At 46.1% G+C, this 24,692-nt stretch carries 23 protein-coding genes; 10 read left to right on the top strand and 13 right to left on the bottom strand.

Annotated features, from left to right (window positions below; all coding sequences use genetic code 11):
- Positions 1-54: 54 nt before the first annotated feature.
- The 6 genes from HQN88_RS35415 to coxB form a co-directional block, all read right to left on the bottom strand.
- Entirely contained in the window at positions 55-510 is a 456-nt protein-coding gene (locus HQN88_RS35415; protein ID WP_173121107.1) for a DUF420 domain-containing protein, read from the bottom strand.
- Positions 511-526: 16 nt separating this feature from the next.
- Complete coding sequence (locus HQN88_RS35410) at positions 527-1,384, bottom strand: cytochrome c oxidase assembly protein (protein ID WP_173121105.1); 858 nt, start codon at positions 1,382-1,384, stop codon at positions 527-529.
- Positions 1,385-1,482: 98 nt separating this feature from the next.
- Positions 1,483-1,800, bottom strand: a complete 318-nt coding sequence (locus tag HQN88_RS35405) for a cytochrome C oxidase subunit IV family protein (RefSeq protein WP_068663240.1) — start codon at positions 1,798-1,800, stop codon at positions 1,483-1,485.
- Positions 1,801-2,415, bottom strand: a complete 615-nt coding sequence (locus HQN88_RS35400; protein WP_173121103.1) for a cytochrome (ubi)quinol oxidase subunit III — start codon at positions 2,413-2,415, stop codon at positions 1,801-1,803.
- Positions 2,412-4,247 (bottom strand): cytochrome c oxidase subunit I, encoded by a 1,836-nt coding sequence (ctaD, locus tag HQN88_RS35395; RefSeq protein WP_173121155.1) that lies wholly within the window; start codon positions 4,245-4,247, stop codon positions 2,412-2,414. The genes HQN88_RS35400 and ctaD overlap by 4 nt, the downstream gene beginning before the upstream one ends.
- A 66-nt stretch (positions 4,248-4,313) precedes the next feature.
- Positions 4,314-5,330, bottom strand: a complete 1,017-nt coding sequence (gene coxB / locus HQN88_RS35390; RefSeq protein WP_173121101.1) for a cytochrome c oxidase subunit II — start codon at positions 5,328-5,330, stop codon at positions 4,314-4,316.
- Positions 5,331-5,608: 278 nt separating this feature from the next.
- Here coxB and HQN88_RS35385 point away from each other — a divergent pair, with 278 nt between their 5' ends.
- The 4 genes from HQN88_RS35385 (at position 5,609) to HQN88_RS35370 (ending at position 10,657) form a co-directional block, all read left to right on the top strand.
- Positions 5,609-6,304 carry a hypothetical protein gene (locus HQN88_RS35385; RefSeq protein WP_173121099.1) on the top strand — a complete coding sequence of 232 codons (696 nt, stop codon included), beginning with the start codon at positions 5,609-5,611 and terminating at the stop codon, positions 6,302-6,304.
- A 208-nt stretch (positions 6,305-6,512) separates the two neighbouring features.
- Positions 6,513-8,627 (top strand): DEAD/DEAH box helicase, encoded by a 2,115-nt coding sequence (locus tag HQN88_RS35380; RefSeq protein ID WP_173121097.1) that lies wholly within the window; start codon positions 6,513-6,515, stop codon positions 8,625-8,627.
- 158 nt (positions 8,628-8,785) lie between these two features.
- Positions 8,786-9,373, top strand: coding sequence for a guanylate kinase (locus tag HQN88_RS35375; protein WP_173121095.1), 588 nt, complete (start codon positions 8,786-8,788; stop codon positions 9,371-9,373).
- Between the two features lie 144 nt (positions 9,374-9,517).
- Positions 9,518-10,657 (top strand): virulence factor, encoded by a 1,140-nt coding sequence (locus tag HQN88_RS35370; RefSeq protein ID WP_173121093.1) that lies wholly within the window; start codon positions 9,518-9,520, stop codon positions 10,655-10,657.
- A 95-nt stretch (positions 10,658-10,752) separates the two neighbouring features.
- Here HQN88_RS35370 and HQN88_RS35365 read toward each other — a convergent pair whose 3' ends face one another.
- Positions 10,753-12,000 carry a M48 family metallopeptidase gene (locus tag HQN88_RS35365; protein WP_173121091.1) on the bottom strand — a complete coding sequence of 416 codons (1,248 nt, stop codon included), beginning with the start codon at positions 11,998-12,000 and terminating at the stop codon, positions 10,753-10,755.
- A gap of 180 nt (positions 12,001-12,180) precedes the next feature.
- Here HQN88_RS35365 and HQN88_RS35360 point away from each other — a divergent pair, with 180 nt between their 5' ends.
- Entirely contained in the window at positions 12,181-13,050 is an 870-nt protein-coding gene (locus HQN88_RS35360; RefSeq protein WP_173121089.1) for a C39 family peptidase, read from the top strand.
- 360 nt (positions 13,051-13,410) lie between these two features.
- On the opposite strand, the gene infC is transcribed toward HQN88_RS35360, so the two are convergent.
- Positions 13,411-13,899 carry a translation initiation factor IF-3 gene (gene infC / locus HQN88_RS35355; protein ID WP_173121087.1) on the bottom strand — a complete coding sequence of 163 codons (489 nt, stop codon included), beginning with the start codon at positions 13,897-13,899 and terminating at the stop codon, positions 13,411-13,413.
- 117 nt (positions 13,900-14,016) lie between these two features.
- Here infC and HQN88_RS35350 point away from each other — a divergent pair, with 117 nt between their 5' ends.
- Complete coding sequence (locus HQN88_RS35350; RefSeq protein ID WP_056608254.1) at positions 14,017-14,325, top strand: hypothetical protein; 309 nt, start codon at positions 14,017-14,019, stop codon at positions 14,323-14,325.
- A gap of 22 nt (positions 14,326-14,347) precedes the next feature.
- Here the strand turns inward: HQN88_RS35350 and HQN88_RS35345 are convergent, their stop codons facing one another.
- The 4 genes from HQN88_RS35345 to HQN88_RS35330 form a co-directional block, all read right to left on the bottom strand.
- A complete protein-coding gene (locus tag HQN88_RS35345) occupies positions 14,348-15,379 on the bottom strand; it encodes an LLM class flavin-dependent oxidoreductase (protein WP_173121085.1) in 1,032 nt (343 codons plus the stop codon).
- Between the two features lie 132 nt (positions 15,380-15,511).
- The gene (locus HQN88_RS35340; RefSeq protein WP_173121083.1) at positions 15,512-16,171 is read right to left on the bottom strand and encodes a class I SAM-dependent methyltransferase; all 660 of its coding nucleotides are present in this window, start codon (positions 16,169-16,171) and stop codon (positions 15,512-15,514) included.
- A 41-nt stretch (positions 16,172-16,212) separates the two neighbouring features.
- Entirely contained in the window at positions 16,213-16,911 is a 699-nt protein-coding gene (locus HQN88_RS35335) for a phosphatase PAP2 family protein (RefSeq protein WP_173121082.1), read from the bottom strand.
- 44 nt (positions 16,912-16,955) lie between these two features.
- On the bottom strand, positions 16,956-17,621 hold the full coding sequence (locus HQN88_RS35330; protein WP_173121080.1) for a TVP38/TMEM64 family protein: 666 nt from the start codon (positions 17,619-17,621) through the stop codon (positions 16,956-16,958).
- A 281-nt stretch (positions 17,622-17,902) separates the two neighbouring features.
- Between HQN88_RS35330 and HQN88_RS35325 the strand changes: the two genes are divergently transcribed.
- From HQN88_RS35325 to HQN88_RS35310, 4 genes are all read left to right on the top strand, one after another.
- Positions 17,903-20,215 carry a helix-turn-helix domain-containing protein gene (locus HQN88_RS35325; RefSeq protein ID WP_173121078.1) on the top strand — a complete coding sequence of 771 codons (2,313 nt, stop codon included), beginning with the start codon at positions 17,903-17,905 and terminating at the stop codon, positions 20,213-20,215.
- A 147-nt stretch (positions 20,216-20,362) separates the two neighbouring features.
- Positions 20,363-22,003 (top strand): extracellular solute-binding protein, encoded by a 1,641-nt coding sequence (locus HQN88_RS35320; RefSeq protein WP_173121076.1) that lies wholly within the window; start codon positions 20,363-20,365, stop codon positions 22,001-22,003.
- Positions 22,004-22,110: 107 nt separating this feature from the next.
- Complete coding sequence (locus HQN88_RS35315) at positions 22,111-23,079, top strand: ABC transporter permease (protein WP_173121074.1); 969 nt, start codon at positions 22,111-22,113, stop codon at positions 23,077-23,079.
- Between the two features lie 18 nt (positions 23,080-23,097).
- The gene (locus tag HQN88_RS35310) at positions 23,098-23,973 is read left to right on the top strand and encodes a carbohydrate ABC transporter permease (protein ID WP_216855927.1); all 876 of its coding nucleotides are present in this window, start codon (positions 23,098-23,100) and stop codon (positions 23,971-23,973) included.
- A 385-nt stretch (positions 23,974-24,358) separates the two neighbouring features.
- Here the strand turns inward: HQN88_RS35310 and HQN88_RS35305 are convergent, their stop codons facing one another.
- The gene (locus tag HQN88_RS35305; RefSeq protein WP_173121072.1) at positions 24,359-24,589 is read right to left on the bottom strand and encodes a hypothetical protein; all 231 of its coding nucleotides are present in this window, start codon (positions 24,587-24,589) and stop codon (positions 24,359-24,361) included.
- Positions 24,590-24,692 lie beyond the last annotated feature (103 nt).

The raw sequence follows: 24,692 nt of genomic DNA, 5'->3' as shown, positions 1-24,692 counted from the left end.
AAAAAAAGCACGGAATGATGATCTTTCACATCACTCCGTGCTATATCTAACTTTTTACAATCCGAAAATCGCATCAATGACTGGCTTCGTTGTTCCACCTGGATACAGGACATACAACAATACGTAAACCATCACGCCTGTAGGTGCTGTTAACAGCCATACAAATGCGGCAACTTTACCGATTTTCTTATGTTTAAGGAATTTCTTTTTGTATGCAAACCATAGCGTGACGAGACCAAGAACGCCTCCGATTGTAGCTAAGGTAATATGGAAGAACAAGAACAAATGATAAGGCAACTTTAAACTTTCCGGCCCACCAAATGCCGTATTTCCTTCAAATAACGTACGGGACATGTAGATAATGAAAAAGGCTAAAGCGAAAATTGCGCCTAGAACCATCAGTTTTTCATGCGTATCCCGGTTTCCTTTGACGATATGATACCATCCGAAACCAACAAAAATGGCACTGATCACAATAAACATCGTAGAAATCGTGGGTAAAATGTGCATCGTTCTAATCCTCTCTCTAAGCGCGATTCCAGTTCCCGCCTTGATTATTCAAGCTATCTTGTGATGGAATAGGATCCAACTCATCCTCATCTTTGCGCTCTCGGCGATACCAGCGGAAGAAAATATATGCTAATGTAGCACCATAGATAATCTCTTGCAAGATCTTCATGATTACACCACCGAGCTGTTGATCATCGAGCGGTGACAAATGAGCAAAAGGAACAGTGACGTTGTTATACATATCATAGATAATTGAATCCGCAAAAATGATAAGCGCACATGCGGGTGTCAGTAGGACACCATTTCCGAAAATATAGGCCATCTTCTTCAAATCGTTCAAGCGATTCAGCTCAGGAAGCGGACAAAATACCGGAAACCACATAATAAAGGCCGTCACTAAGAGCATCGTATGATAAGCAAGAAGCGGTACATCATTCTTCATCAAGTAATCCATAATATAAGGCATATGGTAGATGGAGAATAGCATATTGAACATGAATAATGCGATCAGAGGCCGAGTAAAGAAGGAAAATAGGCCGCGGAACACCCTATTTTTCATGCACGAACGAACCAACCAAGCCGGTGTTCCTAACCAAATGAGGATCGGTACGATCAAGTAAAGAATCGTTTGTTGCAGCATGTGCATACTGAACAAGTAGTGATGTCCAATATAGTTAATTGGACTTCCTTGCCCAATATAGAATAAGATTAGCCCTGTATAAAAGAGAAGTTGCTGTGAGATCGAAATTGGCTCTGATTTCGCAGCGCTCCCATTCCCTTTCACGACAAAGCGACCATAACTATATCCGATTACAATGACGATCAACAATAAAACAGGATTCCACAAATCAAAAAATCCACCAATCTGACTCATACCTGCATCTATCTCCTTTCAAGCTGACTATTTCTAAATAACTCTGTTTAAAAAAAGAGGAGGCACTTTGTCTAGACAAAGTTGCCTCTTCTTTTTTTTTACCACCAAACCCAGTATACGGCTGTGATTACACCTGTAAGAGCAACGAACGCTCCCGCAAAGATAAAGATTAGAGGGAACAAATGTCCTCTCTCTTTGGCATGCATCCAGAAAAGCAACTGAACGAGTGCCTGCACGATCCCAAGGGATACGATGAAAATCAAGATAAACGAACGATCCAAATCTCCGTATAGTACGACAGCGAATGCCAACATCGTGAGAAGAATCGAGATAATGTAAGTCAAATAGTGATTGAGTGTTGAATCGTGCTTCACTCTTTTGCTAGGTGCGTGTGTATCATGAGAATTGCTGCTCATTTAGTGACCCACCTTCCCCATCAGATAAACAACTGTGAAGATAAATACCCAGACTAAGTCAATAAAATGCCAGTACAGGGATGCGACATAAAACTTAGGTGCCGTAACAACTGTAAGACCTTTCTTAAGTCCTTGGAAAATCAACAGTGTAATCCAGCAAACACCGAATGCTACGTGAGCACCGTGGAAACCAACCAACGTATAGAACGAGGTGGAGAAAGCACTGGTTGTGAATTTGTGACCTTCATGAACATACTCATAAAACTCATAGATCTCCATTCCTAAGAAGGAAAGACCGAACAAAACCGTAACTGCCAACCAAGCTAGTAATTGACCTACTTTTTGACGGTGCATCGCAATAATTGCGAATACACTCGTCAAACTGCTCGTCAAGAGAATGAACGTTGACCAACCAACTGTTTTGAGCTTGAAAAGCTCTTGAGCTGTTGGGCCATCCGGAACAGAGTTCCGAAGGGCAATGTAAGTTGCGAATAAGCAACCGAACAATACAACCTCAGCGCCAAGGAAAAGCCAGAAACCAAGAACTTTATTTTTCCCTTCGAGGGTAGCCGTTTCCGGATTAGCAGGCAGTGCGCCCGTGTGATGACTACTCATGCCTTTACCCCCTTATGATCGTCTTCAAGTTCTTCCGGCTCAATATGCCAACCGTGGTCATCATATACAGAACGCAAGAACATGGCAATGAAAGTAACTACGATACCTGCTGCAGCTACATAGTAGTTTTTGTACATAAAGCCAAAACCAGCGATGAACAAACCAACAGACATCACAAGCGGTAAGATCGATGCCGAAGGCATATGGATCGAACCAATTGGCTCAGCTGGTGTCATTTGCTTGTTGCCAGCCATTTTTTCTTTCCAGAAAGCATCCAAACCACGAACAAGCGGAGTTTGTTTGAAGTTATATTCAGGTGCAGGTGACGGAATTGTCCACTCCAAGGAGCGTCCATCCCACGGATCTGCAGGAGCTGTGATTGGTTTTCTTGCTGTTGCAATAATGTTAATAAGGAACACTAATGTACCGATACCCATTAAGAATGCTCCAACTGTTGAAACTAAGTTACCAACTTCGAGTTGATACCCTGGTTGATACGTAAAGACGCGTCGCGGCATCCCCATTAGTCCCAAGAAATGCTGCGGGAAGAATGTCAAATGGAAACCGATGAAGAACAACCAGAAATGCAATTTACCTAAGCCTTCACTTAGCATACGACCGAACATTTTCGGCCACCAGTAGTAAAGACCTGCGAACAAACCAAGTACTAGACCACCAACGATAACATAGTGGAAATGCGCTACTACGAAATACGTATCGTGATACTGGAAGTCAGCGGCTGGAATCGCAAGCATAACCCCTGTAGTTCCACCCATAACGAATGTTGGAATGAACGCTGTTGCGAAGATATTCGCTGTTGTGAAACGGATTTGACCACCCCAAAGTGTGAACAACCAGTTGAAGATTTTCACACCTGTTGGAACAGCAATCGCCATTGTAGCAATCGCGAAGATCGAGTTCGCTACTGGGCCTAGACCTGCTGTAAACATATGGTGAACCCAAACCATGAATCCTAAGAAACCAATTAGCACTGTTGCAAATACCATGGAACTGTATCCGAACAGACGTTTTTTGGAAAAAGTAGAAACGATCTCAGAAATAATACCGAAGGCTGGAAGAATCAAAATGTAAACTTCGGGATGCCCGAAAATCCAGAACAAGTGTTCCCAAAGCACGTTGTTACCGCCTCTGGCAGCATCAAAGAATGCACCACCGAAAACGCGGTCAAACATAAGTTCAACCAATGCAACCGTAATCGCAGGGAATGCAAGAACGATCAAGCCTGAAGTTACAAAGGCAGACCATGTAAACATAGGCAAACGCATGTATGTAAGCCCAGGAGCACGCATGTTGATAATCGTTACGAGGAAGTTAATCCCCCCGATTAGCGTACCGATACCTGCAATTTGCAAACCAAGAACGTAAAAGTCCGTTCCTTGTAAATTGCCTTCAAGAGTTGCCCCCCAGTTTGAATCGGTGATCGAGGATAAAGGTGCGTATCCTGTCCAACCAGCATCTGGAGCTCCTCCTAGGAACCAACTTGTGTTCATAAGTACGCCACCGGCGAAGAATAACCAGAAACCAAGCGAGTTAACAAACGGGAACGCAACGTCCCTTGCACCAATTTGCAGTGGAACGATAGCATTCATGAAAGCGAAGATAACCGGCATTGCCGCAAAGAAAATCATCGTTGTTCCATGCATCGTTGTTAATTGGTTAAATGAATCTCCGACGAAAATTTGTTGATCTGGATACGCGAGTTGAATCCGGATCAGGATGGCTTCAAGTCCTCCGACGAGGAAGAAGAAGCCGCCCGCTAGTAAATACAGGATACCGATTTTCTTATGATCGACAGTTGTAAGCCAATCCATAAGCCCGGTATGTTTTTTTACTGGATGAGAGTGAGCCAACGTATGAACCTCCTTTACATCAAGAGTTTATTTCAATGTTTGTAAGTACGTAACAATATCTTTAATTTGAGCGTCATCTAATTTACCATTTGCTTCTTTACCGAAAGCTGGCATTTTGTTACCCGGTTTCAGTTCTTGCGGATTATGTATCCACGATGCTAAGTTCTCAGGTGTCTTCTCCAAGATGCCTGCAAGTGTGTCGCGGTCTGCGAAGCCTTTAAGGTTAGGCGCAACCCCTGGACCACTAGCATTAACAGCATGACAAGACATACAATTTTCTTTGAAAAGCTCTTCACCCTTTTGAGCAGATGCTGGCACGGTAGAAGGTGCTTTCATTTTCGCAACCCAAGCATTAAAGTCTGCTTCAGACTTAGACGCAACGGTAAAGTTCATTAAAGCATGTGAAGCTCCACAAAGCTCTGTACATCTACCTTGGAACGTTGCAATTTCATCAGCTTGCAAATAAAGCGTATTACGGATACCTGGGTTCGTATCCACTTTACCACCTAGGGATGGTACCCAGAAAGCATGAGCAACGTCAGCAGAAACGACATCAAAGGCAATGATTTTGTCCTTAGGAATCACCAGCTGTTGCGCTGTTGCGATACCAAGGTCTGGATATTCAAACTGCCACCAGAACTGATGTGCAGTGACTTTCACATGGATAGCGTCTTTGTTCTTGTTATAATTCTCGGAGTGTTTGAACGTGTAGGACACTGTTGGCACCGCAAGTACTAACAGTAAGAGAATTGGAATTACCGTCCAGATAATTTCCAAAACATGACTTCCTTCGACTTGTTTCGGTATGCTTTCGTCGCCTTTACGCTTGCGAAAGCGAACTAAAACGTACACATAAATCGCAAATACGACAATTACGACAAAAATCATGATAAAGAGACTTAATTTCATTAAATAAAGCTGCTCCGTCGCCACAGGACCTTTTGGCACTAAAGCAGATAAGGTTGGGTCTCCGCACCCAGTTAGCATGAACGTCATCACCGCTAAAAGGGGTAGCAGACGCCAGAACTTTTTCAATTGACTCATTGTATCAACCCCACTTTTAAAACAATATTTTTACCACGAAGGCCATGCCCATGTCAATTCACTTTAATAACTATAAATTCGTGAAAACTTTTTGTCAATCGCTGTAGGAGAGTTCACAAATTGTTCTTAAACAGCGTCTGTAGCGATATATTTCCCTTCATGGTTATTTCCATACACCCACCTCTTTATGCATAAAAGCCTTTATTTGTGAACACGAATAATTAAACAGAAACATCTCATCCTATAGACAATAAATCGCAATGGGAGGTCTGTTAATTATGTTCAGGAAGTTAGGTTTTCCGATTTGTGGAATCATATTCCTACTGCTCACATTATCCGCATGTGGTTCTAGCGGTAAACAGTACAGAGGCGATCGTGACGACTCTACTAGCTCGAATTATGGCGTTCATGTCGAAAAGGCTGATCAGAATGAAAGAGCCTATCAAGTACAGCAACTCTCCGGACCAGTGACGCACAACAATACCAAGTTGGAATATAGCCAGTATCTTTCAGATCAATTGCACACCATGGACGGGGTAAACACCGCCTTCGTCATGATTACGAATCAGAACGCCTATGTCGCGCTAATGATGGATAGCAGTGCGGTAGGTACAAAGGGATTGACGAAAGAGACGAATAATCAAGGAACCACTAAGGGCTTCTACAACGATGACAATCCCTACGATGACTCTTTACCGGCTAATGATTTGAATAAAGGTTACAATAGTTACGAGACAGCCATTCATCATGATTTACTTTCTCATCCGTTCAAACAAGCTATTGCTGAAAAGCTTCGCGTCCTTAAACCCGATCTCATGGATGTATATATCTCGGCAAATCGGGATTTCCTCAATAAAATGAATAGCTTCGCACAGGAGAGCTGGAAAGGTCATTCGCTTATGCCTCTACTAACCGACTTCAATCAGACGGTGACACGTGTGTTTGGAACGGCGCAATCACTACCCCAAGACTAGACTAACTAGGGCTGGCCTCCTAAAGATAGCTTTATTTCTTAGGAGGTCTTGCCACGCCTTTTGGAGCACAACTAGCATGTAAAACTTCTATTAATAAAGTAGTTTATTTCTGCTTGTGGGTCGGCTCCTGTTTTCATTTGTCTTTCATTCCTGTACAATGAGGGAATCGTCTTTACTAAGAAGGAAAAAGGGAGCTGGCCAATTACCCATGTCAAATGGATTTGCCTCATTAGGTATTAGAGAACAATTAGTTCAAGTTTTGCAAAATCAAGGTGTCGTAGAACCGACCCCCATTCAACGAGAAGCGATTCCAGTATTGTTAAAAGGTTCGGACGTTATCGCACAAGCTCAAACAGGTACAGGTAAAACCCTTGCCTTTGTACTTCCTATATTAGAAACAATTGATGTAGAAAGCTCCGATGTTCAAGCGCTTATTCTTACCCCTACTCGGGAGTTAGCCATTCAAATCAGCAATGAGTTGAAAACCCTAGTCCCAATCACAGGTGCGAAGGTCCTAGCTGCCTATGGCGGACAAGATGTAGAAAAACAGCTTAGAAAGCTTCAAGGCAACATACATATAGTAGTAGGAACACCGGGAAGATTGCTTGATCATCTTCGTCGCGGTTCTATCAACTTCTATAAATTGAAAATACTCGTTTTAGATGAAGCAGATCAAATGTTGCACATGGGCTTCTTGCATGAAGTCAAGGATATCATTGCGCAAACGTCTCCTTATCGCCAAACGCTGCTCTTCTCTGCGACAATGCCTGAACAGGTCATCAATCTGTCTAAGGCTTATATGAAGGAAGCAAAAGAAATTAAAATTCAAAGTAAACAAGTCACTTTGACTGAAATTCAGCAGGTGCTTGTCCCTACGACTGATCGTGATAAACAAGACGCTCTTATTGCAGCAATTAAACAATATAGGCCTTACCTTGCGATGATTTTCTGTCGGACCAAAGCCAAAGCGATTGCGCTCAACGAAACGCTGCAAGAAATCGGTTTGATGTCCGATGAACTGCACGGAGACTTGTCACAAGCGAAACGCGAACAAGTAATGAAGCGTTTCAGAGAAGGACGCATAGAACTCTTAGTCGCGACCGATATCGCAGCTCGCGGTTTAGATGTGGAAGGCGTAACGCATATCTTTAACTATGATGTACCTCAAGATGCCGAAAGCTACATTCATCGGATTGGTAGAACGGGCCGTGCAGGTGAGTCAGGCGTTGCTGTGACTTTCGCAACACAACGTGATATGCCAACGATTGAACTTATCGAAAAAGGCATCAAAATGTCATTGCGCGGTGCGGATGGACAGCAAAGACGTGTTGTTCGTTCCCAAACAGAAGATTATATCGAGCAAGATGGCAGAGGTTCTGCACGAAAAGGTGGAACTGGAGCTTCTTCACGCGGTGGCAGACGTAATGACCGCACCGGTGCCCCAGAGCAACGCAGCGGCGGACGTGCAGGAAGACCTGGCGCACGCGAATTACGTGGCGACCGCGCTAATGTTCAATACGGTGGCGAGCGGAAAACAGGTTATGGTTCCAAAGGAGACAAATTTGGCTCACGCGGAGGTTCAGCAGGTGCTGGGCGATCAGGCGAAAGACCGGCTAAAGTGAACTCGGAGCGTAGCCCGAATACATGGGGGCGCGCAACGGTTGTTCACGAATCGCCAACTACGAATTCAGCTCCAGCTCGCGGAACGAACATGGGCGCTGCGAAAGCACGCGTAACTGGTTCCTACAACGGCGGTGGTGAAGGTACAGAGCGCAAACGTTCAGCTCCACATGGCGATAAGTCTTACTCGCCATATAACAAGTACGCTGGCGCAGGTCGTGATGACGCGGCTAGCGCGTCTCGCAACATTCGCGGCGGCAAAGGCCGTGGCGATGGAGCTGCACGCGGTGCTGCTCCTCGAGGTGAGGGCTTCGGCGCTCGCACGGGCGGCGCTCCTCGCGGTGAGGGCTTCGGCGCTCGCACAGGCAGCGCTCCTCGCAGTGAGGGCTTCGGCGCTCGCACAGGCGGCGCTCCTCGCAGCGAGGGCTTCGGCGCTCGCACAGGCGGCGCTCCTCGCAGCGAGGGCTTCGGCGCTCGCACAGGCGGCGCTCCGCGCAGCGAGGGCTTCGGCGCTCGCACAGGCGGCGCTCCTCGCGGACGGAGTGATGAGCGTGGTGCGCGCAGCGCAGCTCCTCGCGGAGACAGCTTCGGATCACGCGGCGGTGCTCCGCGCGGCGACAGACCAAGCGGCCCGCGCGGCGGGCAAGGCGGCGCTCGTGGAAGTGCGCCAAGAGGCACTCGCGGCGGCGGCAGCAAACGCTAAGCCGGCCGATGAAGCGATTTCATCCAAGTCTTTACCGATGAAGCCTTACGATGTAAACTATAAGTATGGTTTATTCAGATTCAATTTTATAAAAATCGTTTCAACCCGTGCTCGCACGTAGGATTTACCCCCCCATCCAATCGAAGGAGGTATGTTCCATGTACGCATTAAAGGATAAGGAAATGATTTTTGTATTCACTGGCCCACACGGGGCAGGCCGAAAAACCGTTGCGGAAATGTCCGGCTCCACGCTGGGGATGAAACAAGTGATTTCGTACACCACACGACCTCCTAAAGCGACAGAGGAAGATGGTCAAGATTATCACTTCATCTCACCCGCCCAATTTGTTCAAGCACAAGCTGGCGGTGAATTCATCGAGGTAAGTACCGTTAATGACCATTTGTATGGTATCAAAAGTTCCGATATTGAACGAATGTTCCAGCAAAGTGGCAGCATCTACTTGATTCTGAACCGTTTTGGTGCCGAGACACTCAAAAAGATATACGGTGACCGTGTCGTTCAAATCTTCATTTATGCCCAGCGAGATACGCTCGAAGAGCGAATGAAAGAAAGCGGAGATTCTGAAGAGATCGCCTCTAAATATTTGTCCGACTACGAAAATGAATTAGCTTACCGAGATCAATGCGACCATGTTTTTGAAAATGTGGACTTGGCTCATACGGTATTTGATCTTACCAAAACATTGGATCTATATTTAAATCGTAATTTGGTCGACTTAGACTAGAAGCTTGTGTTCAAAAGTGGATTTTCTGAACAACCACTAACTGCAGATAAAGGCCTGGACGGTCCCCCGTCCGGGCCTTTTCATCTAACCAAAAAAGAACGGTGAAGTCGTGACTAGTCCGTTCCTACTAAGGAGTTGAACGTAATGAAAATCATTTCCATCGAACCTACACCCAGCCCCAACTCCATGAAACTCAACATGGATGAGTCCTTGCCTGCCAGTGTAAGAGAAACGTATACGAAGAAGAATCTAGTTGGCGCTCCCGTGGAAGTGCAGAAGCTGCTTGCGGTGCCTGGCGTTATCAGTGTGTTCCATGCAGCCGATTTCATCGCGGTAGATCGCAGCTCCAAGGGCGACTGGCAGTTCATCCTGGCGCAAGCGCGCGAGATCTATGGCGAAGCTCAGCCAGCGGCTGGCACTGGATTGCCGACCGAGCAGCCTACTACTGACGCCGCTTTTGGCGAAGCACAGGTGCTCGTGCAAATGTTTCGCGGTATTCCGCTCCAGGTTCGGGTGCGCGCAGGCTCAGAAGAAGCGCGCGTAGCTATGCCGGAGCGCTTCACGCAAGCTGCGGTGCGCGCAGGTACGGCATCGCCGAACCTGATCAAAGAGCGGAAGCTCGAGGAGCTCGGCGTCCGTTACGGCGAGCTGTCGGACATCGCGGGCGAAGTCGTCCAGGAACTGGACGCTTCTTACGACGATGCCCGCGTCGAAGAACTGGTCTCCCGCGCGATGCAGGAGACCACAGAAGCCCCTGTGGAGGAGGCTGCCACAGGGGATCTTGTCGCAGCCGCGGCTCAGCTGCGCAACCCGGATTGGAAGCTGCGCTACGCCGCGCTTCAGAAGATCCAGCCGTCGCTTACGACGCTGCCCCTTCTCGTCACTGCGTTGCAGGACGAGAACACGTCGCTTCGGCGACTGGCCACGGTGTACCTCGGGGACATCAAGGAACCCGAGGTACTGCCCTATCTGTATCGTGCCCTTGAGGACGATACAGCTTCTGTGCGTCGGACCGCAGGCGATACGCTGTCCGATCTTGGCGACCCCGCCGCGGTGCCGGCGATGGCCAAGGCGCTGAAGGACCGCAACAAGCTGGTCCGTTGGCGCGCAGCGCGATTCCTCTATGAAGTCGGTGACGACACCGTGCTTCCGGATCTGAAGCAAGCTGCAGACGACCCCGAGTTCGAGGTTCGGATGCAAGTAAAGATTGCGCTCGAGCGTATCGAAGGCGGACATGCGGCTGAAGGCTCTGTGTGGCAACAAATGACGCGCAGAAATGACTAGTTGAGTAATTACAAAAGCACGAATGCCTACTCCCCTTAGTGGATAATTGGCATTCGTGCTTTTTTTGGTTTTTTGCCTACTAAACGCCAACTCCCTTACTTCTTATACCGCTCAAAATACGTAATTCTCTCCTCAATCGTCGGATGAGAGCCGCGGAACCATTGCACCAGCTTAGGTTGTGTAACTGGACTAAGATTTTCTTTGGCAATATGTTGAAAAGCCCGAATGGCAGCATCCCCATCCCCCGTCATTTTCATCGCATAAACGTCTGCTCGGTGCTCGATGACCCTTGAGAACGCATTTTGAGCTGGTGATGACAGAAAGCTCATCAACGAGATGAGCAGCAGCAGAATCGGTAATGCCGCTAAGTCGCTCTCCCCTCGCATACCCCAAAGTGAACCCCAACGTTGTAAAATGAAGCGATACGCATGGAAAGCCAACCAGAAGCCAACCAAACTGAGTGCAACACCATAGGCTATTCCCCAATAGATATGCCGCTCTACGTAATGCCCCATCTCGTGCGCCATCACTGTTAGGATTTCAGCTGGCTGCAATTTATTCAAAATAGTATCCCACAGCACAATACGCGCGTTCCCACCGATCCCATTGACATAAGCGTTAATAGCATTCGTCCTCTCCGACATGTTCACCTCGTAAACCTGATCAGTCGGGATGTGCGATTTGGCAGCAAGATCAAGAATTTGCCTCTTCAGTTCCTGATTTTGCAGTGGCTGAAACTGATTGTACAACGGGTCCAGCACCACAGGTTGAATAAACGTAACGAATAAGATTAAAGGGATTGAAATTAACCACAGCCATACCCACCACCGCTTAGGACTCCACTTACTAATCCATCTGAAAATTCCTACCATGACTACCGTGCCTACGATATCAATGAGAAAGGTTTTGACATAATCTTTTAGAAAAAGGATAGGCGTCTCTTTAGAAATGCCGTAAGCTTGGTCAATTTTGAACAGAAATACATCAATAGGCAGGAACAGCACGTCCATAACGAGTGTAAAAAGCACTACAAATAAAAACATTTGCAGGAAAGAAGCTCGGAATACTTTCTCCGCAAGTTGGCGGAAGCTGACGGCTATACCGAATAAGGCTAAGGTCACACCCATTTGCAATGGAGCGCTTAAAAAGAAGGTTAACGAATGAATCCGCGAAAGTGATTCCGCTTTAGCAATTTCTGCGTGGGTCATAAACGTATTCGGATCCGCCACAGTTCCCACTAACGTCAAAGGAATTTGAAATAAATCCCCTTTCAAAAAATATACAATCACGATAAAGGCATAACAAGCAAAAGCAGCTGCACACCACAAATAGAAACGTCTCATCTCATGCCTCCACGGTCATCTTATTAGACTCATCTTTTATAGAGATGAATAGCTTGTTTACCTAGTCTATGCGAACAAGACAGTCGCGTATGTGTCTCAAGGCATATTTTGGATGTCATGTCTTGCATTCTCTAGCCACCCATGATGTAATGAGATCACTGATAGGAACGGATGTGCTACATGAAGAAATTGAAATTGCTCACACTTGCCTTGCTGGCTTTGGCTAGCTTTACACTTATTCTACTCGTAAAATCAAATTCCCCTGATGCGAAACAACTTCTCATGTCATTTACTCAGGCAGGAGAAACTCCAGTACGGAACCTTGCAGATAAAAAAGCAACTGAAACGGCATCAACCGATGCCCCTCTAACTCCTGGACCTACATCTGTTAGAGCTGAAGTAAAATCCACAACTGACCAGACACAGACAACTTCTTCAGAAGCACCCATTCTTACTCAGCATCACTTTCAAATAGATACGATACCCGCCATCTCACAGCTCCCCGAGCTGCCAAATGGTTGTGAAGCTGTCGCTGCAACTATGCTGCTGAATTGGGCTGGACTGCCGATAACGAAGGAAGAAATGGCTCTTGCTCTACCCACGGGGGACATGCCCTACGAGAATGAGTTCGGTGCCTTTGTAGGAGCAAATCCCAAAAATGTTTTCGTTGGCGATCCTTTTGATATTGGCTATGGGATTTATCATACCCCAGTCGCTAAGCTGATGAATCAGTGGTTGCCTGGTCACGTTCGTGATCTGACAGGCACCTCTTTCGAGGATTTGCTTGGCGTCATTGCCAAAGGCAGTCCTGCCATGATTTGGGCAACTGAGCATATGGATAGCCCTTATTTGGACTTGGAGTGGGAAGATGAGACAGGTGAGCTGGTCCCGTGGTATCAGCCTGAACATGCTTTATTGCTAACTGGCTGGGATGATGATTATGCTTATATGAACGATCCGATGACTGGTGAACAAGAGGCCTATCCACTCGCTTCTTTCAAAGAAGCGTGGGAGTTCATGGGTTCCCAGGCAATCACGATCATTGGATAGTGGCTAATGAGTTTGTGAATGCACCAATATGACTAAATATACCAAGCAACCTCTTACCTCCTCAAAATAACTGGATAAAGTACATCTAAATTCGCTCATTCTGAGACTTACTAACCATTAGATGGAAAATATGTAGTTAATATAGCTACTATTGCACCTTTTCGGCTATAACCTCCTGATTAGATGGAGTTTTTCCAGCTATTTGCTCAAACCCGTTAAATTTCAAGAAATTAACTGTACTTTTTACATTTAATCGCTCGGCTGGCGTAGGTTGGAGTAGTTTAGGTTGCTGGAGTTGCTTCGTCCCACCACCCCCACCAAAAAAGCATGGACTTCCCCTAGGGGTTGTCCATGCTTTTTCTACAAAGGATCCAGCTGAACAGCAGCTTGCTTGCCGCTCAGTTGGATGCCGGTATGCTTCTTGCCGTGGGAGCCAAGATCCTTCACCAGCGTTTCCAGCAATTCCTTGGCTTTGGCGCCTTCCTTGCCGGAGATCTTAACGACCAGCAGGACGGCGTCCCCGCCTTTCAAAATCCGCTCAGCTTGCTGACGCTTCGTCTCGAGATCGTGATCCTCAATGTTCGCCGTCAAGCGAAGCTCCTTGACCTTCGGACCTTGCTCTTGCTTCCGCGCCTGCTGCTTTTCTTGCAGGGCCTCTTGTTTGGCTGCGCCTGCTCCAATCAGCTTGCAAGGAGGCGGGGAGCTCATGAGCGAGGTGCAGACGAGGTCGACTTTTAACTTTTTGGCAAGAGCAAGCGCGTCTTTCGTCGACATTACACCTAAATCCTCACCTTGCAGCCCTGTAACCTGAACTTCGGAAGCTTTGATTTTCTCATTCTTAATAATCATTGTGAATCCACCTAATCTTTCGCTATAATGAACCCATCCACTCGTAGGTGGACAGAAGTTGGCCTAGATCATGCATTATTTTGCCATGAGGTTATATAAGGAGATGTCAAATACCCGATGAATAATAAACAATTAGAAGAGCAAATGATCGAAAATTACAAACGTGAAGAGCATATGATGATTTTGGTTTTTGCACAGTGGTGTATTAACCATGGTCTGGATCCTGCAGCACTTTATCATAGCGCCTATCCAGACCAACCGAATAATGAAGCCCTCGAGAAGGCACTTGAACTGACGGTGCCCAAAGAGGAGGCCGGCGAGGTACCGGATGACACTTTGCTTGGCGTGCTCTCCCTCTTTGGCAATGAAGAGCTGGCCTTCATTGTGACGCAAGAAATCGATAAGCGTCCGAAGCGCACGCGCTAGCCCTTACTCTTCCATCAGCCCGCTAGATCACGTAACTATGCTGATGACTCAGCTCAAAAGCTTCCGCTAACAGCTCCACGGTCCGCAGTCTCGTTTCCACTTGGTGTCCACCTGCAACGACCATCACTTCGTCGACACCATAGCTTTCAGCAAGTCGCAGGATTTGCTCCCTGACCTGACCGGGATTACCTACGATCATCCGTGAGCGATTGTCTCGCACGCGTGTTTGATCCCAATCGGAATAGGTATATTCCGCTGCTTCCTTCGGCGATTTCACTCCGGTGAACTCGCCTTTTTCCATTTGCAGAATACGCAAATCAACCGAGGTCGCAAGCTCCTCCGCTTCAGCTGTCGTTTCGGCGCACAGCACATAAATACAGACCGTCGCCTGCGGCACGACATTGAGAGCGGACGGCTGGAACGAGCTGCGGTAGCTTCGCACCGCATGCTGCCCTCCCGCTCCGTTGATGAAGTGCGCGAAGCAGAAGGCTGCGCCTGCCTGCGACGCATACACCCCGCTCTGTCCGGTGGAGCCGAGCAGCCACACCTGGGGCATCGAGGCCACCAAAGGGGTGGCGCGGATGCCCTCGAACACGTGCCCAGGTTCCACCGAGTCGGTGAGGAACCGCAGCAAATCCGTGACTTGCGCAGGGAACCGCTCAAGTCCCTCGAACAGATCGGCGCTGACGCCACGCAGCGCCTTGGCCGTATGCGGCGTGCCGCCAGGTGCACGCCCGATGCCAAGGTCGATGCGCCCAGGATAGAGCGCCTCGAGCATACGGAAGTTCTCAGCGACCTTGTAGGCGCTGTAGTGAGGAAGCAGCACGCCGCCAGAACCAAGCCGTATACGGCTTGTGCGAGCAGCAAGGGTGGATATTAACACCTCTGGAGAAGAACCTGCAAGCCCTGCTGAATTATGATGCTCAGACACCCAGAATCGGGTGTAACCTAGGCGATCAGCGAGTTGCGCTAACGCAAGCGTTTGTTGTAATGCCTCACTATGGGTAAATCCGGATGATACCGGTGACTGATCAAGAATGCTTAGCTTTAGCATGGTCATCCCTTCTTTCTGAGTCTTCTACTACTGATGAAACTCATAATTATACAACGCTCGGCTCACAAAAGAAAAAAGGACAAACCGAAGTGGCGTTGTCCTGTGAGATGAGTAATTACCGTGGCAGATAGGCTAAACACTTATTTTTTCAAGTACAAATCGAATACACCATAAGTCCCGGCCGTAATAGTCAGAAGTAATCGCATTAACTGGCTTCATAAAGTCATGATCTCCAACCAATTGCAGCCCCGAAGCCGCAATCAAACTTAAAAAGCTTTCAATATTTACATCTGGATAATCAACCGTAATGATCAATTTGCCGTCATCTTTCAAAACTCGCTTAAACTCTTGCAGGGAACGAAGCTGCACTTCTGTGTCATCGATATGCTCCATGACTGAAATACAGAAGGCTACATCGAACTTAGCGTCATCATACGGCAAATTTGAAATGTCCGAAACAGCAAATTTCGGAATACTTAACATAGGCAGGTTAATTTGATCTATATTCTCTTTCCCAATATAATATTCCAGCTCTTTAATAATTTCGTTCGAATCTAATATGCGTTCATCCATATCGCAAGCGTACACTTCTTTACATTTGTCTGCTAAATAATACTTAAAGGGATGACCTAAGCCACATGCAGCATCTAGAACAATGTCATCTTTTTCAACAAAATGGGAAGCCCATATGTACTCATAATGTCTACTCCACCAATGATCAGGCAACCGATAAAAGATGTCTTGATTCTTCGTATCCTCATAAGTAAAAAAACGAGATGTCTCTATAGCCATGCACATTCCCCCGTGATATCTTTTATATGTATTGTTTTTTATTACATATTCTCCAAGAATGTGTATTTCCCTTTCTTGCTGGATGCCATAATTCTCCTGCTCCGAATCGTGCGAATCGCGTACATACAACCCATAAGTCCAAGCCCCCCAGCCATGTAGCCAGCCAACACATCACTAGGATAATGCACACCGAGGTAAATACGACTAAGCCCAATACACATAATGACTAGGACAGCAACGGGTGGTATCAGCCAAGCCGCTCTCCATGTATGTCGTACATTTACCCATAACAAGTAGGCAAGCAAACCATAAAAGAGTATGGAGACCATCGCATGACCACTTGGAAAGCTGAAACTATCCACCTCCACTAACCAATGCTCGGCAGATGGACGATCACGTTTAATAAGATCTTTCAACCCCGAATTTAGCAGCCATGCACCAAGTACGCCAACGAATAAAACAAGGGTTTCCCACTTATGCTTGAGTTTAAAATACAACAGTCCCGCAACTAGAAAAAAGAGAATAAATTCCGTGGATCCGCTTCCCATAAATGTGAAAAACTTTGCAACAGGCGTCCAGGTATCCCCTCTTTGATCTTGAATGTAACCGCCTACATGTTGATCAAAAGCTTGCAGCCATTTTGCCGAGATGCTCTGCGACAACACAATAAAGATAAGGAGCAGAGCACCTGCTCCCCCTAAACTCAAAATCAAATCCCTTGCTACTACTTTCCCTTTCATCTGTTCCTTGCCTCCCACGGCGAATTGTTTGTTCAGTCTTCCTCTTATGCTGCTTGGCGCACTTTGCGCCCTTGCCTTCTCTTAATAATCAGTGGAACGATAGCAAAAACCGCATACATCGCTACAGCTCCAAGAAATTTCCATGACCAGATATCATTTAAGGAAGCACCAAAAACGTTATAAACAATCGCTCCCGGAATAATTCCGATGAACGTTGCCCACGTATAGTCCCAGAAACGGATTTTCGATAATCCAGCGCCATAGCTGATCCCATCGAATGGAAAGAATGGCATAAGCCGCATATATAGCACCACCATGAAGCCTTTTTCCTCTGCTTTTTGGTCGAAAGAAAGCAGCTTAGGGCTTCGTAATATGCGTTGAAAGCTGCCGCGGCCCCATTTGCGTGTAATGTAGAATGACAGTAACGCGCCAGCACCTGCACCAATAATATCGTAGACAGTCCCCCAAAAGGCACCAAATACATAACCCCCATAGAGCGTCAAAGGTGTTGCCGGGAACAAAACCAACGGTCTCAAGGTATACGCCAGAATATACAACAGACCCCCAAGTGGGCCCAAATCACGAAGCCATTTCGTGACCCAATTCAAATCTATATGCTCCCATACACCTGTCCATTTCAATACGAGTAGTCCCAGAACGGCAACAACAAACCAACTAATTAGCAACCAAAGCGGCTTTGAACGCGCCATGGCTCGCCTCCTCCATACTCCTGATTCCCAAAAATTGCAGGCGGAACTTCCCCTTCATCTTACACAAATATGTTGGTCGATATCAACTTGCTGGAAGGGTCCTATTTCTGCTGCGATTTTAGGACAGTTTTAAGACGCACCTCGCTCGCTGTGATACCAAGGAAATCATTGATGCTGACAGTTAGATATGATAAACTGCTCCCATCTTCTCTCCAAGCATATCCAATATGTTCATACATGCCATGCCACCTATATCCCGCACCCACTGGAGGGGCTCACCTATGCTGCTGCGACGTAAAAGTATTTTTCTGACGCTATGGCTCTCTTACATCCTCATTCTGCTTATTCCCGTAACTGGTACGTTCATTCTGTATACCAATATGGAAAAAAATATGGTCGATACTGCCAATCGGTCGAATTTGGCTATGCTTGAACAAGCTCGCCAGGTCGTAGACAACAATTTGCAAGAGATCGAACAGCTTGGCATTCAGATTGCGACACAGCCTAAGCTTCAAACCTTATGGACGATCAAAGACAACGAAAAATACATTCAATATGAAGAAGCAGTCCGCGCGCTAAAAACGATTCGCAACAGCACGCCATTTATTGACGATTTCTACATTTACTTACGAGACGAAGACACTGTGATTTCACCCAATTTGAAAACCGATGCCCCTACCTTTTTTACCAAGCTATACCCACTTCCAGGCAAAACATTAGATCAGGTTCGGTCTGAGCTCTTAACAGGCTTTCACTATTTAACCTACCTGCCTACATCTGCTTCTGCGCCCGATCTCTCAAGCAAGAATGTCATCGCAAGTGCTATTTCCCTGCCCCTGGGTGAGACCAGCAACATCAAAGGCACGATTGTTATGCTCATTAATGAGCAGAAAATCCTTGATCTTTTGAAAGGGATCCAGTGGGTGAATAACGGCTCCATGTTCATTCTAGATGATACGGGACAAGTCATCCTCTCCACATCGAATGAATACAAGCTATCTCCAAACTTACTTACAGAGACCCAAGGGGCCAATGGCTACGAAACCTATGAAGAGAGTGGCCATACACAGATGCTTTCCTACACAACAGGCCGCAGCGGTTGGAAATATATTTCCCTGGTGCCGAAGAGCGTAGTCTTAGAGCGTGTGAATGAAATCAAAACATGGGCCATCTATCTGTTAGTTCTTGTTGTCGCTGCAGGCAGTGCTGCCGCCTATTGGATGGCGTACCGCAGCTATAGTCCGATCCGTGATTTAGTTTATGCCATTAACAAAGGAAAAAATGTACCGCGAAATGGTCTTTCGAACGAATATGAATTCATTCGGAATTCCATTGCCGCCTCGGTTGCCGAAGGCAAAGCACTTGAGCAGCAGTTAGCAGGGCATCTTCCGGTCGTGCGGGCCAACTTTTTAACCCGATTGTTAAAAGGGGAAGTCGATCACACCGAGTTAACGGAAGACTCCCTCGCTTTCATGGGCGTTAGGCTCCCACATCCCTATGTGAGTGTGATCATCCTAGAGGTCGATGAAAGCCGAGATTATCGGATTGCCGAGAGTGATCGAGATCGCGCGCTCGTGCGGTTTATATTATTCAATTTGAGCAGCGAATTCGTTGGTGATTCCGGTTATGTAACTGAAACGGATAACAATCGCTTGGCTCTTCTATTAAATGTCCCCGATGCCTCAGAGGAGACCATTCTAAATCGTGACCGCTTAATCGCTGAGCTCAAGGGTGTCATCGAGGATCGCTTCCGTATGAAGATCACTGTCGCGACCAGCTCCCTGCATTTCGGTAAACTAGAAGCTTCCCGATGTTATAACGAAGCGCTTAACGCCCTCGATTACCGAATTATTCACGGCATTAACTCTGTTATTCATTACGATGAGATTCGTTTCTTGGAACGCACTTACTATCATTATCCGATGGAGATGGAAGCACAAATCATGAATTGTCTCAAAAGCGGGGAATATGAAGGTGTCGATCGACTCCTGAACGAGCTGTACCAACACAATATGGGTTCTCGTGACACGACGCCAGAACTAGGTAAATTACTCTTCTTGAACCTCTTAGGCACCGTGCTCAAAGTCACTAATGCTTTGAAAATCGATGAGAAACAATGGCAGGAAGATGGCTCTGATCCTGTGAAACTCATCATTAACAGCACGTCTGCAGAAGATATGCTAAAGAAGGTCAAAGAACTTTGCCAATTTATTTGCAACAGTGTACAAGAGGCTCGCTCTGAACAGCATGAACGTTGGCAAGAACGAATGAAGCTTTATATTGATGAACACTACGGAGATCATTCCCTTAGTTTAACTTCAATTGCGGATTTCTTTGGGATGACACCGCAATATGTGTCCGGTTTATTTAAGAAGCAGTATGGCATCAATTTAACCGATTATATGATTGAAGTTCGAATGAAAGAAGCGAAGCGCTTACTTGAAGTACCAGGGATGACTGTTCTACAAGTCGCGCAAGGCGTTGGCTATTCGACAGATATCGGCTTCATCCGTGTTTTCAAAAAAATAGAAGGTATTACCCCTGGAAAGTACCGCGAAATGCAGCAAAGAGGGGAACATCTGAAGGATGGTTAGCCCCCCTGAAATACGGTTTGCCCCTGATCTGAAGCGGTGTTTATCGTTCATTAGAACGTATTGTAGGCAGCAAAAGTCTGTTCTTTTATATTGAAATTGCGGACAACGACACCGCAAAAACAATATGTACAGGAGGGTCACCCACGTATGAACAGAAAGAAAAGAACGATTCAATTAACCGTGATTTCAGCAGCAGCACTCTCAGTATTCATGGCAGGCTGTAGCAGTGACAATGCTAAATCAACACCCGCAGCATCAGGCATACCTTCATCCACAACGGCGTCACCAGTCCCTGGAGCGAAGTACCCTACTTCCCTCACCTACTGGGTTTCTATGAATGGTAATGCAGCAGCTGTTATGAAAAACTACAATGAAATGGCGGCTTATAAAGAGATTGAGAAGAAAACCGGTACGAAGGTTGATTTTCAACATCCGCCAACAGGCCAGGAGAAAGATCAATTCAATATTATGCTCGCGTCTAATAGCTTGCCTGATGTTGTTGAGTACAATTTCACGACTATAGCACAAAGCCCTGATTCGCTTATTAAAGGGAAACAAATACTTCGTTTAAATGAACTTATTGAGAAAAACGCCCCGAATTTAACAAAAATTTTGGCACAACACCCTGAGTTCCGCAAAATGATTACAACCGATGAAGGCAATATTTATGTGATGCCTTTCTTACTTGGAGATGAGCTGCTGAGCGTTGTAAATGGACCTATTTTCCGCCAAGACTGGCTTGATAAATTGGGTCTGAAAGCGCCAACAACGATTCCTGAATGGGAAACGGTTTTAACGGCTTTCCGAGATAAGGATCCGAATGGCAATGGCAAGAAAGATGAAATCCCTTTCTACATGAATTTGGGCGGCGATTTCGACGCGAATAACTTACTCGTGGGTGCATGGGGAATTACCACTGATTTCTACAACGATAAAGGCAAAGCCAAATATGGCCCAATCCAGCCTGAATACAAAGAGTTCCTTGCTACACTTGCACGGTGGTACAAAGACGGTTTAATCGATAAAGATTATGCCAGCATCACGGATGCCAAGCTAAAGGATGCCAAAATTACGAATAGCCAAGTTGGTGCTTACTCCGGTTATGCAGGTTCCGGTCTAGGCCGCTACTTAACCTTAGTTCAACCGACGAACCCAACTTTTGCTTTATCGGGTGTACCTTATCCGAAGCTGAAAGAAGGCGCTCCCGCTTCCCTTGGTCAGTACACCATGCCTTTCACAGGTTACGGCGCTGCGCTTTCAGCTAAAGCCAAAAACCCTGATGAAATCATCAAATGGCTTGACTTCAAATATAGCCAAGAAGGCGCTATGCTGATGAACTTCGGCATCGAGGGCGAAAGTTACAAACTAGAGAACGGTTATCCGAAATACACGGACCTTATCATGAATAACCCAGATAAACTGCCAGTTACGCAAGCGATGGCTAAGTATTTCCAAGCTAGCTGGAGCGGTCCCTTCGTGCAAGATAAACGCTACATCGAACAATATTACACAATCCCTGCTCAGCGTGATGCGCAAAAAACATGGACAGCCGCAGATCACTCTAAACAAATGCCTGGTGTCAGCATGACAGCTGATGAGAGCTCCAAAACAGCCTCCATTATGAACGATGTGAAAACGTACCGCGATGAAATGTTCAATAAATTCGTCATGGGTGCTGAGCCTATTGAAAACTTCGATAAATATGTGCAAACCATGAAAGGTATGGGTGTTGAAGAAGCGATTAAAGCGCGTCAAGCAGCCCTAGATCGTTTCAATACTCGGAAATAACCGAGACACTAGACGCTAAACTCACGGTGTGGGAGGGGAACTCTCCACCGTGTGGCGTCTTCTTGCACCCATTTTTACCGACTCAATAGCTAGAGGAGGGGCCCGCTATGCCCACAGCACTCAATGAACAGACCGGCACCGTGAAGCCAGCGGTCGACAAAAACAAGTTTTCCTATCGTTTGATCCGAGACGCCAGAATGAATAAATATGTGTACATCATGCTGCTCCCAGTCGTTGCTTACTACATTCTTTTTTATTACGTACCTATGTACGGGCTGCAAATCGCATTTAAAGATTATGCGCCGGGGATTGGCATTTTGCATAGTCCTTGGGTAGGCTTTAAACATTTTCAAGACTTCTTTACCAGCTATTATTTCTTGCGCATTTTACGCAATACCCTGTTAATCAGCGCGTATGATCTGTTATTTTCCTTCCCTGCATCGATTATTCTGGCACTTTTGTTGAATGAGCTGCGCAGTAAGTTTTTGAAACGAGCTGTCCAAACGATTACGTATATGCCCCATTTCATTTCGATTGTGGTCATCTCGGGTATGCTTGTGGATTTCTTAGCCCGTGATGGATTAATCAATAATATCCTGAGCTCCTGGTTTGGATTTACGCCCATTACGTTCCTGCAAGAATCCGGTTGGTTCCGCTCTGTTTATGTTTCTTCGAATATTTGGCAAAATATCGGCTGGGGCTCCATTATTTATCTATCTGCCATGTCAGGTATAGATCCGTCGTTGTATGAAGCTTCCAAAGTGGACGGAGCAAATCGCTGGCAGCAAACGTTCAACATCACCCTGCCGGGTATCATGTCCACGATCGTGATTCTTCTCATTTTGCAAATAGGAAATTTCATGACCATCGGTGCTGATAAAATCCTATTATTATATAACCCGACTACGTATGAAACAGCTGATGTTATCGGCACTTTCGTCTATCGCAAAGGGATTCTCGAATCCAACTTCAGCTACAGCTCCGCTGTTGGACTCTTCAACTCTCTCATTAACTTCACGCTGCTCGTTCTGGCCAATACATTAAGCCGACGCACCAGTGATAATAAGCTTTGGTAAAGGGAGGCTGCAATCATCATGAGTAGAAGCTGGGGAGAACGCATTTTTGACATCTCAAATTCCTTATTATTAATCATACTATCACTCGTTACCCTGTATCCGTTTCTGTATGTGCTTATCGCTTCCTTAAGCGATCCTGCTTGGATTGTGCAAGTGCGCGGGCTGCTTTGGTACCCCAAGGGGTTGAACTTCGAAGCCTATCGCATGGTGTTTCAAAATCCCGCCATCATGACCGGCTATCTAAATACAATCCTGTATGTCATAGTCGGCACCTCGTTGAACATTCTCATGACATCCTTAGGTGCTTATGCGCTATCTAGGCAAGACGTGATGTGGAAGAATCCGGTTATGTTTATGATTGTGTTTACGATGTTTTTCAGTGGCGGCTTAATTCCAACGTACTTGCTCATTAACGATTTAGGCATGGTAGATACCCGTTGGGCACTCCTCATTCCTACAGCTATGAGTGCTTACAACTTGATTATTATGCGTACGGCCTTCCAAGGTGTGCCTATCAGTTTGGAGGAATCCGCCAAGCTTGACGGTGCTAACGATTTCACCATTCTTTTCCGTGTCATTCTGCCACTCTCCATGCCGGTAGTCGCAGTGATGGTGCTCTTCTACGGTGTGGCTCATTGGAACTCCTGGTTCAGCGCTTTGATTTATTTACGAACACGTGACCTTTACCCGCTGCAGCTTATTTTGCGAGAAATTTTGATCACGAACAGTACCGAATCGATGATGACAGGTGTCGGCGGGAACGATAAGATGCCTATCGGAGAAACGATCAAATACGCGACAATTATCGTGGCCACAGCGCCTATTCTATTCCTCTACCCTTTCCTGCAAAAGTACTTCGTGAAAGGCGTTATGATCGGCGCGATCAAAGGTTGATTGACGCGGCAACCATCATTCAAAGGGCTGTCTTCACGGGGGCAGCTGCTAGTTAAGGGAACTAGGATACTCTATTCGTACCTAGATGCGCCAAATGGAGAGCGAAGGGAACTACAGTACCTTATTCTTCTGAAAATCACCAGATATGACGAAATTTGATCAAATAGCGTACCTACGTTCCGCTTGAAATCAGATTTCCCCTTATATCGCACAATTAGCGCACACACGTTCCCTTCCTAATCTAGTCAGGCACTTTATGATCACATAGTTGTCTTATTCCCCGGAATCCCCGAATATCAGAAGAATAAGCAATCCAAGCTTGCTTATTCTTCCGATATTCTTTTGATTATTGCCCAACCCCCACACATTCCCGCCGTCATTTCCTTTAATCAATTGAGCTAAAGTTAAAAACCAAATAAAAAATAAGCACCACCTGCAAGGCACCAACGAATAGGTTTAAAGTTAACGCCAATTTGGCATATCTACTTTTTAAACGACTCCCACTCAAACAAACCCCGATAATAAAAAAAATGATTCCTAATAAATTTGAAAATAAGAAAAAAGAAATAAACGATAGTCCCGCTGCTGCCATGGCTAGCTTGATTCGTAAACTCACAATAAGCACCTCCCATTCAGCTTTACTCATAATAGCTTGATTCCAATTGACTAATCGAAAGGTTTGAATTTACACTATAGGAATAATTTAGGTTAAACAATAT

Source organism: Paenibacillus qinlingensis, from assembly GCF_013204845.1.
GTDB classification, from domain to species: domain Bacteria; phylum Bacillota; class Bacilli; order Paenibacillales; family NBRC-103111; genus Paenibacillus_E; species Paenibacillus_E qinlingensis.
Note: the sequence above shows the minus strand (reverse complement) of the source record. Positions and strands in the feature narration are given on the sequence as shown.

Excerpts from the sequence above, each read along its gene's own strand:
- HQN88_RS35325 (WP_173121078.1), top strand. The coding sequence starts at position 17,903 with ATGCTGCTGCGACGTAAAAGTATTTTTCTGACGCTATGGCTCTCTTAC.
- ctaD (WP_173121155.1), bottom strand. The coding sequence starts at position 4,247 with ATGGATTGGCTTACAACTGTCGATCATAAGAAAATCGGTATCCTGTAT.
- coxB (WP_173121101.1), bottom strand. The coding sequence starts at position 5,330 with ATGAGTCAATTGAAAAAGTTCTGGCGTCTGCTACCCCTTTTAGCGGTG.
- infC (WP_173121087.1), bottom strand. The coding sequence starts at position 13,899 with ATGATTATTAAGAATGAGAAAATCAAAGCTTCCGAAGTTCAGGTTACA.
- HQN88_RS35415 (WP_173121107.1), bottom strand. The coding sequence starts at position 510 with ATGCACATTTTACCCACGATTTCTACGATGTTTATTGTGATCAGTGCC.
- HQN88_RS35315 (WP_173121074.1), top strand. The coding sequence starts at position 22,111 with ATGCCCACAGCACTCAATGAACAGACCGGCACCGTGAAGCCAGCGGTC.
- HQN88_RS35310 (WP_216855927.1), top strand. The coding sequence starts at position 23,098 with ATGAGTAGAAGCTGGGGAGAACGCATTTTTGACATCTCAAATTCCTTA.
- HQN88_RS35320 (WP_173121076.1), top strand. The coding sequence starts at position 20,363 with ATGAACAGAAAGAAAAGAACGATTCAATTAACCGTGATTTCAGCAGCA.
- HQN88_RS35370 (WP_173121093.1), top strand. The coding sequence starts at position 9,518 with ATGAAAATCATTTCCATCGAACCTACACCCAGCCCCAACTCCATGAAA.
- HQN88_RS35405 (WP_068663240.1), bottom strand. The coding sequence starts at position 1,800 with ATGAGCAGCAATTCTCATGATACACACGCACCTAGCAAAAGAGTGAAG.
- HQN88_RS35345 (WP_173121085.1), bottom strand. The coding sequence starts at position 15,379 with ATGCTAAAGCTAAGCATTCTTGATCAGTCACCGGTATCATCCGGATTT.
- HQN88_RS35380 (WP_173121097.1), top strand. The coding sequence starts at position 6,513 with ATGTCAAATGGATTTGCCTCATTAGGTATTAGAGAACAATTAGTTCAA.
- HQN88_RS35400 (WP_173121103.1), bottom strand. The coding sequence starts at position 2,415 with ATGAGTAGTCATCACACGGGCGCACTGCCTGCTAATCCGGAAACGGCT.
- HQN88_RS35365 (WP_173121091.1), bottom strand. The coding sequence starts at position 12,000 with ATGAGACGTTTCTATTTGTGGTGTGCAGCTGCTTTTGCTTGTTATGCC.
- HQN88_RS35385 (WP_173121099.1), top strand. The coding sequence starts at position 5,609 with ATGTTCAGGAAGTTAGGTTTTCCGATTTGTGGAATCATATTCCTACTG.
- HQN88_RS35335 (WP_173121082.1), bottom strand. The coding sequence starts at position 16,911 with ATGAAAGGGAAAGTAGTAGCAAGGGATTTGATTTTGAGTTTAGGGGGA.
- HQN88_RS35375 (WP_173121095.1), top strand. The coding sequence starts at position 8,786 with ATGTACGCATTAAAGGATAAGGAAATGATTTTTGTATTCACTGGCCCA.
- HQN88_RS35350 (WP_056608254.1), top strand. The coding sequence starts at position 14,017 with ATGAATAATAAACAATTAGAAGAGCAAATGATCGAAAATTACAAACGT.
- HQN88_RS35410 (WP_173121105.1), bottom strand. The coding sequence starts at position 1,384 with ATGAGTCAGATTGGTGGATTTTTTGATTTGTGGAATCCTGTTTTATTG.
- HQN88_RS35360 (WP_173121089.1), top strand. The coding sequence starts at position 12,181 with ATGAAGAAATTGAAATTGCTCACACTTGCCTTGCTGGCTTTGGCTAGC.
- HQN88_RS35330 (WP_173121080.1), bottom strand. The coding sequence starts at position 17,621 with ATGGCGCGTTCAAAGCCGCTTTGGTTGCTAATTAGTTGGTTTGTTGTT.
- HQN88_RS35340 (WP_173121083.1), bottom strand. The coding sequence starts at position 16,171 with ATGGCTATAGAGACATCTCGTTTTTTTACTTATGAGGATACGAAGAAT.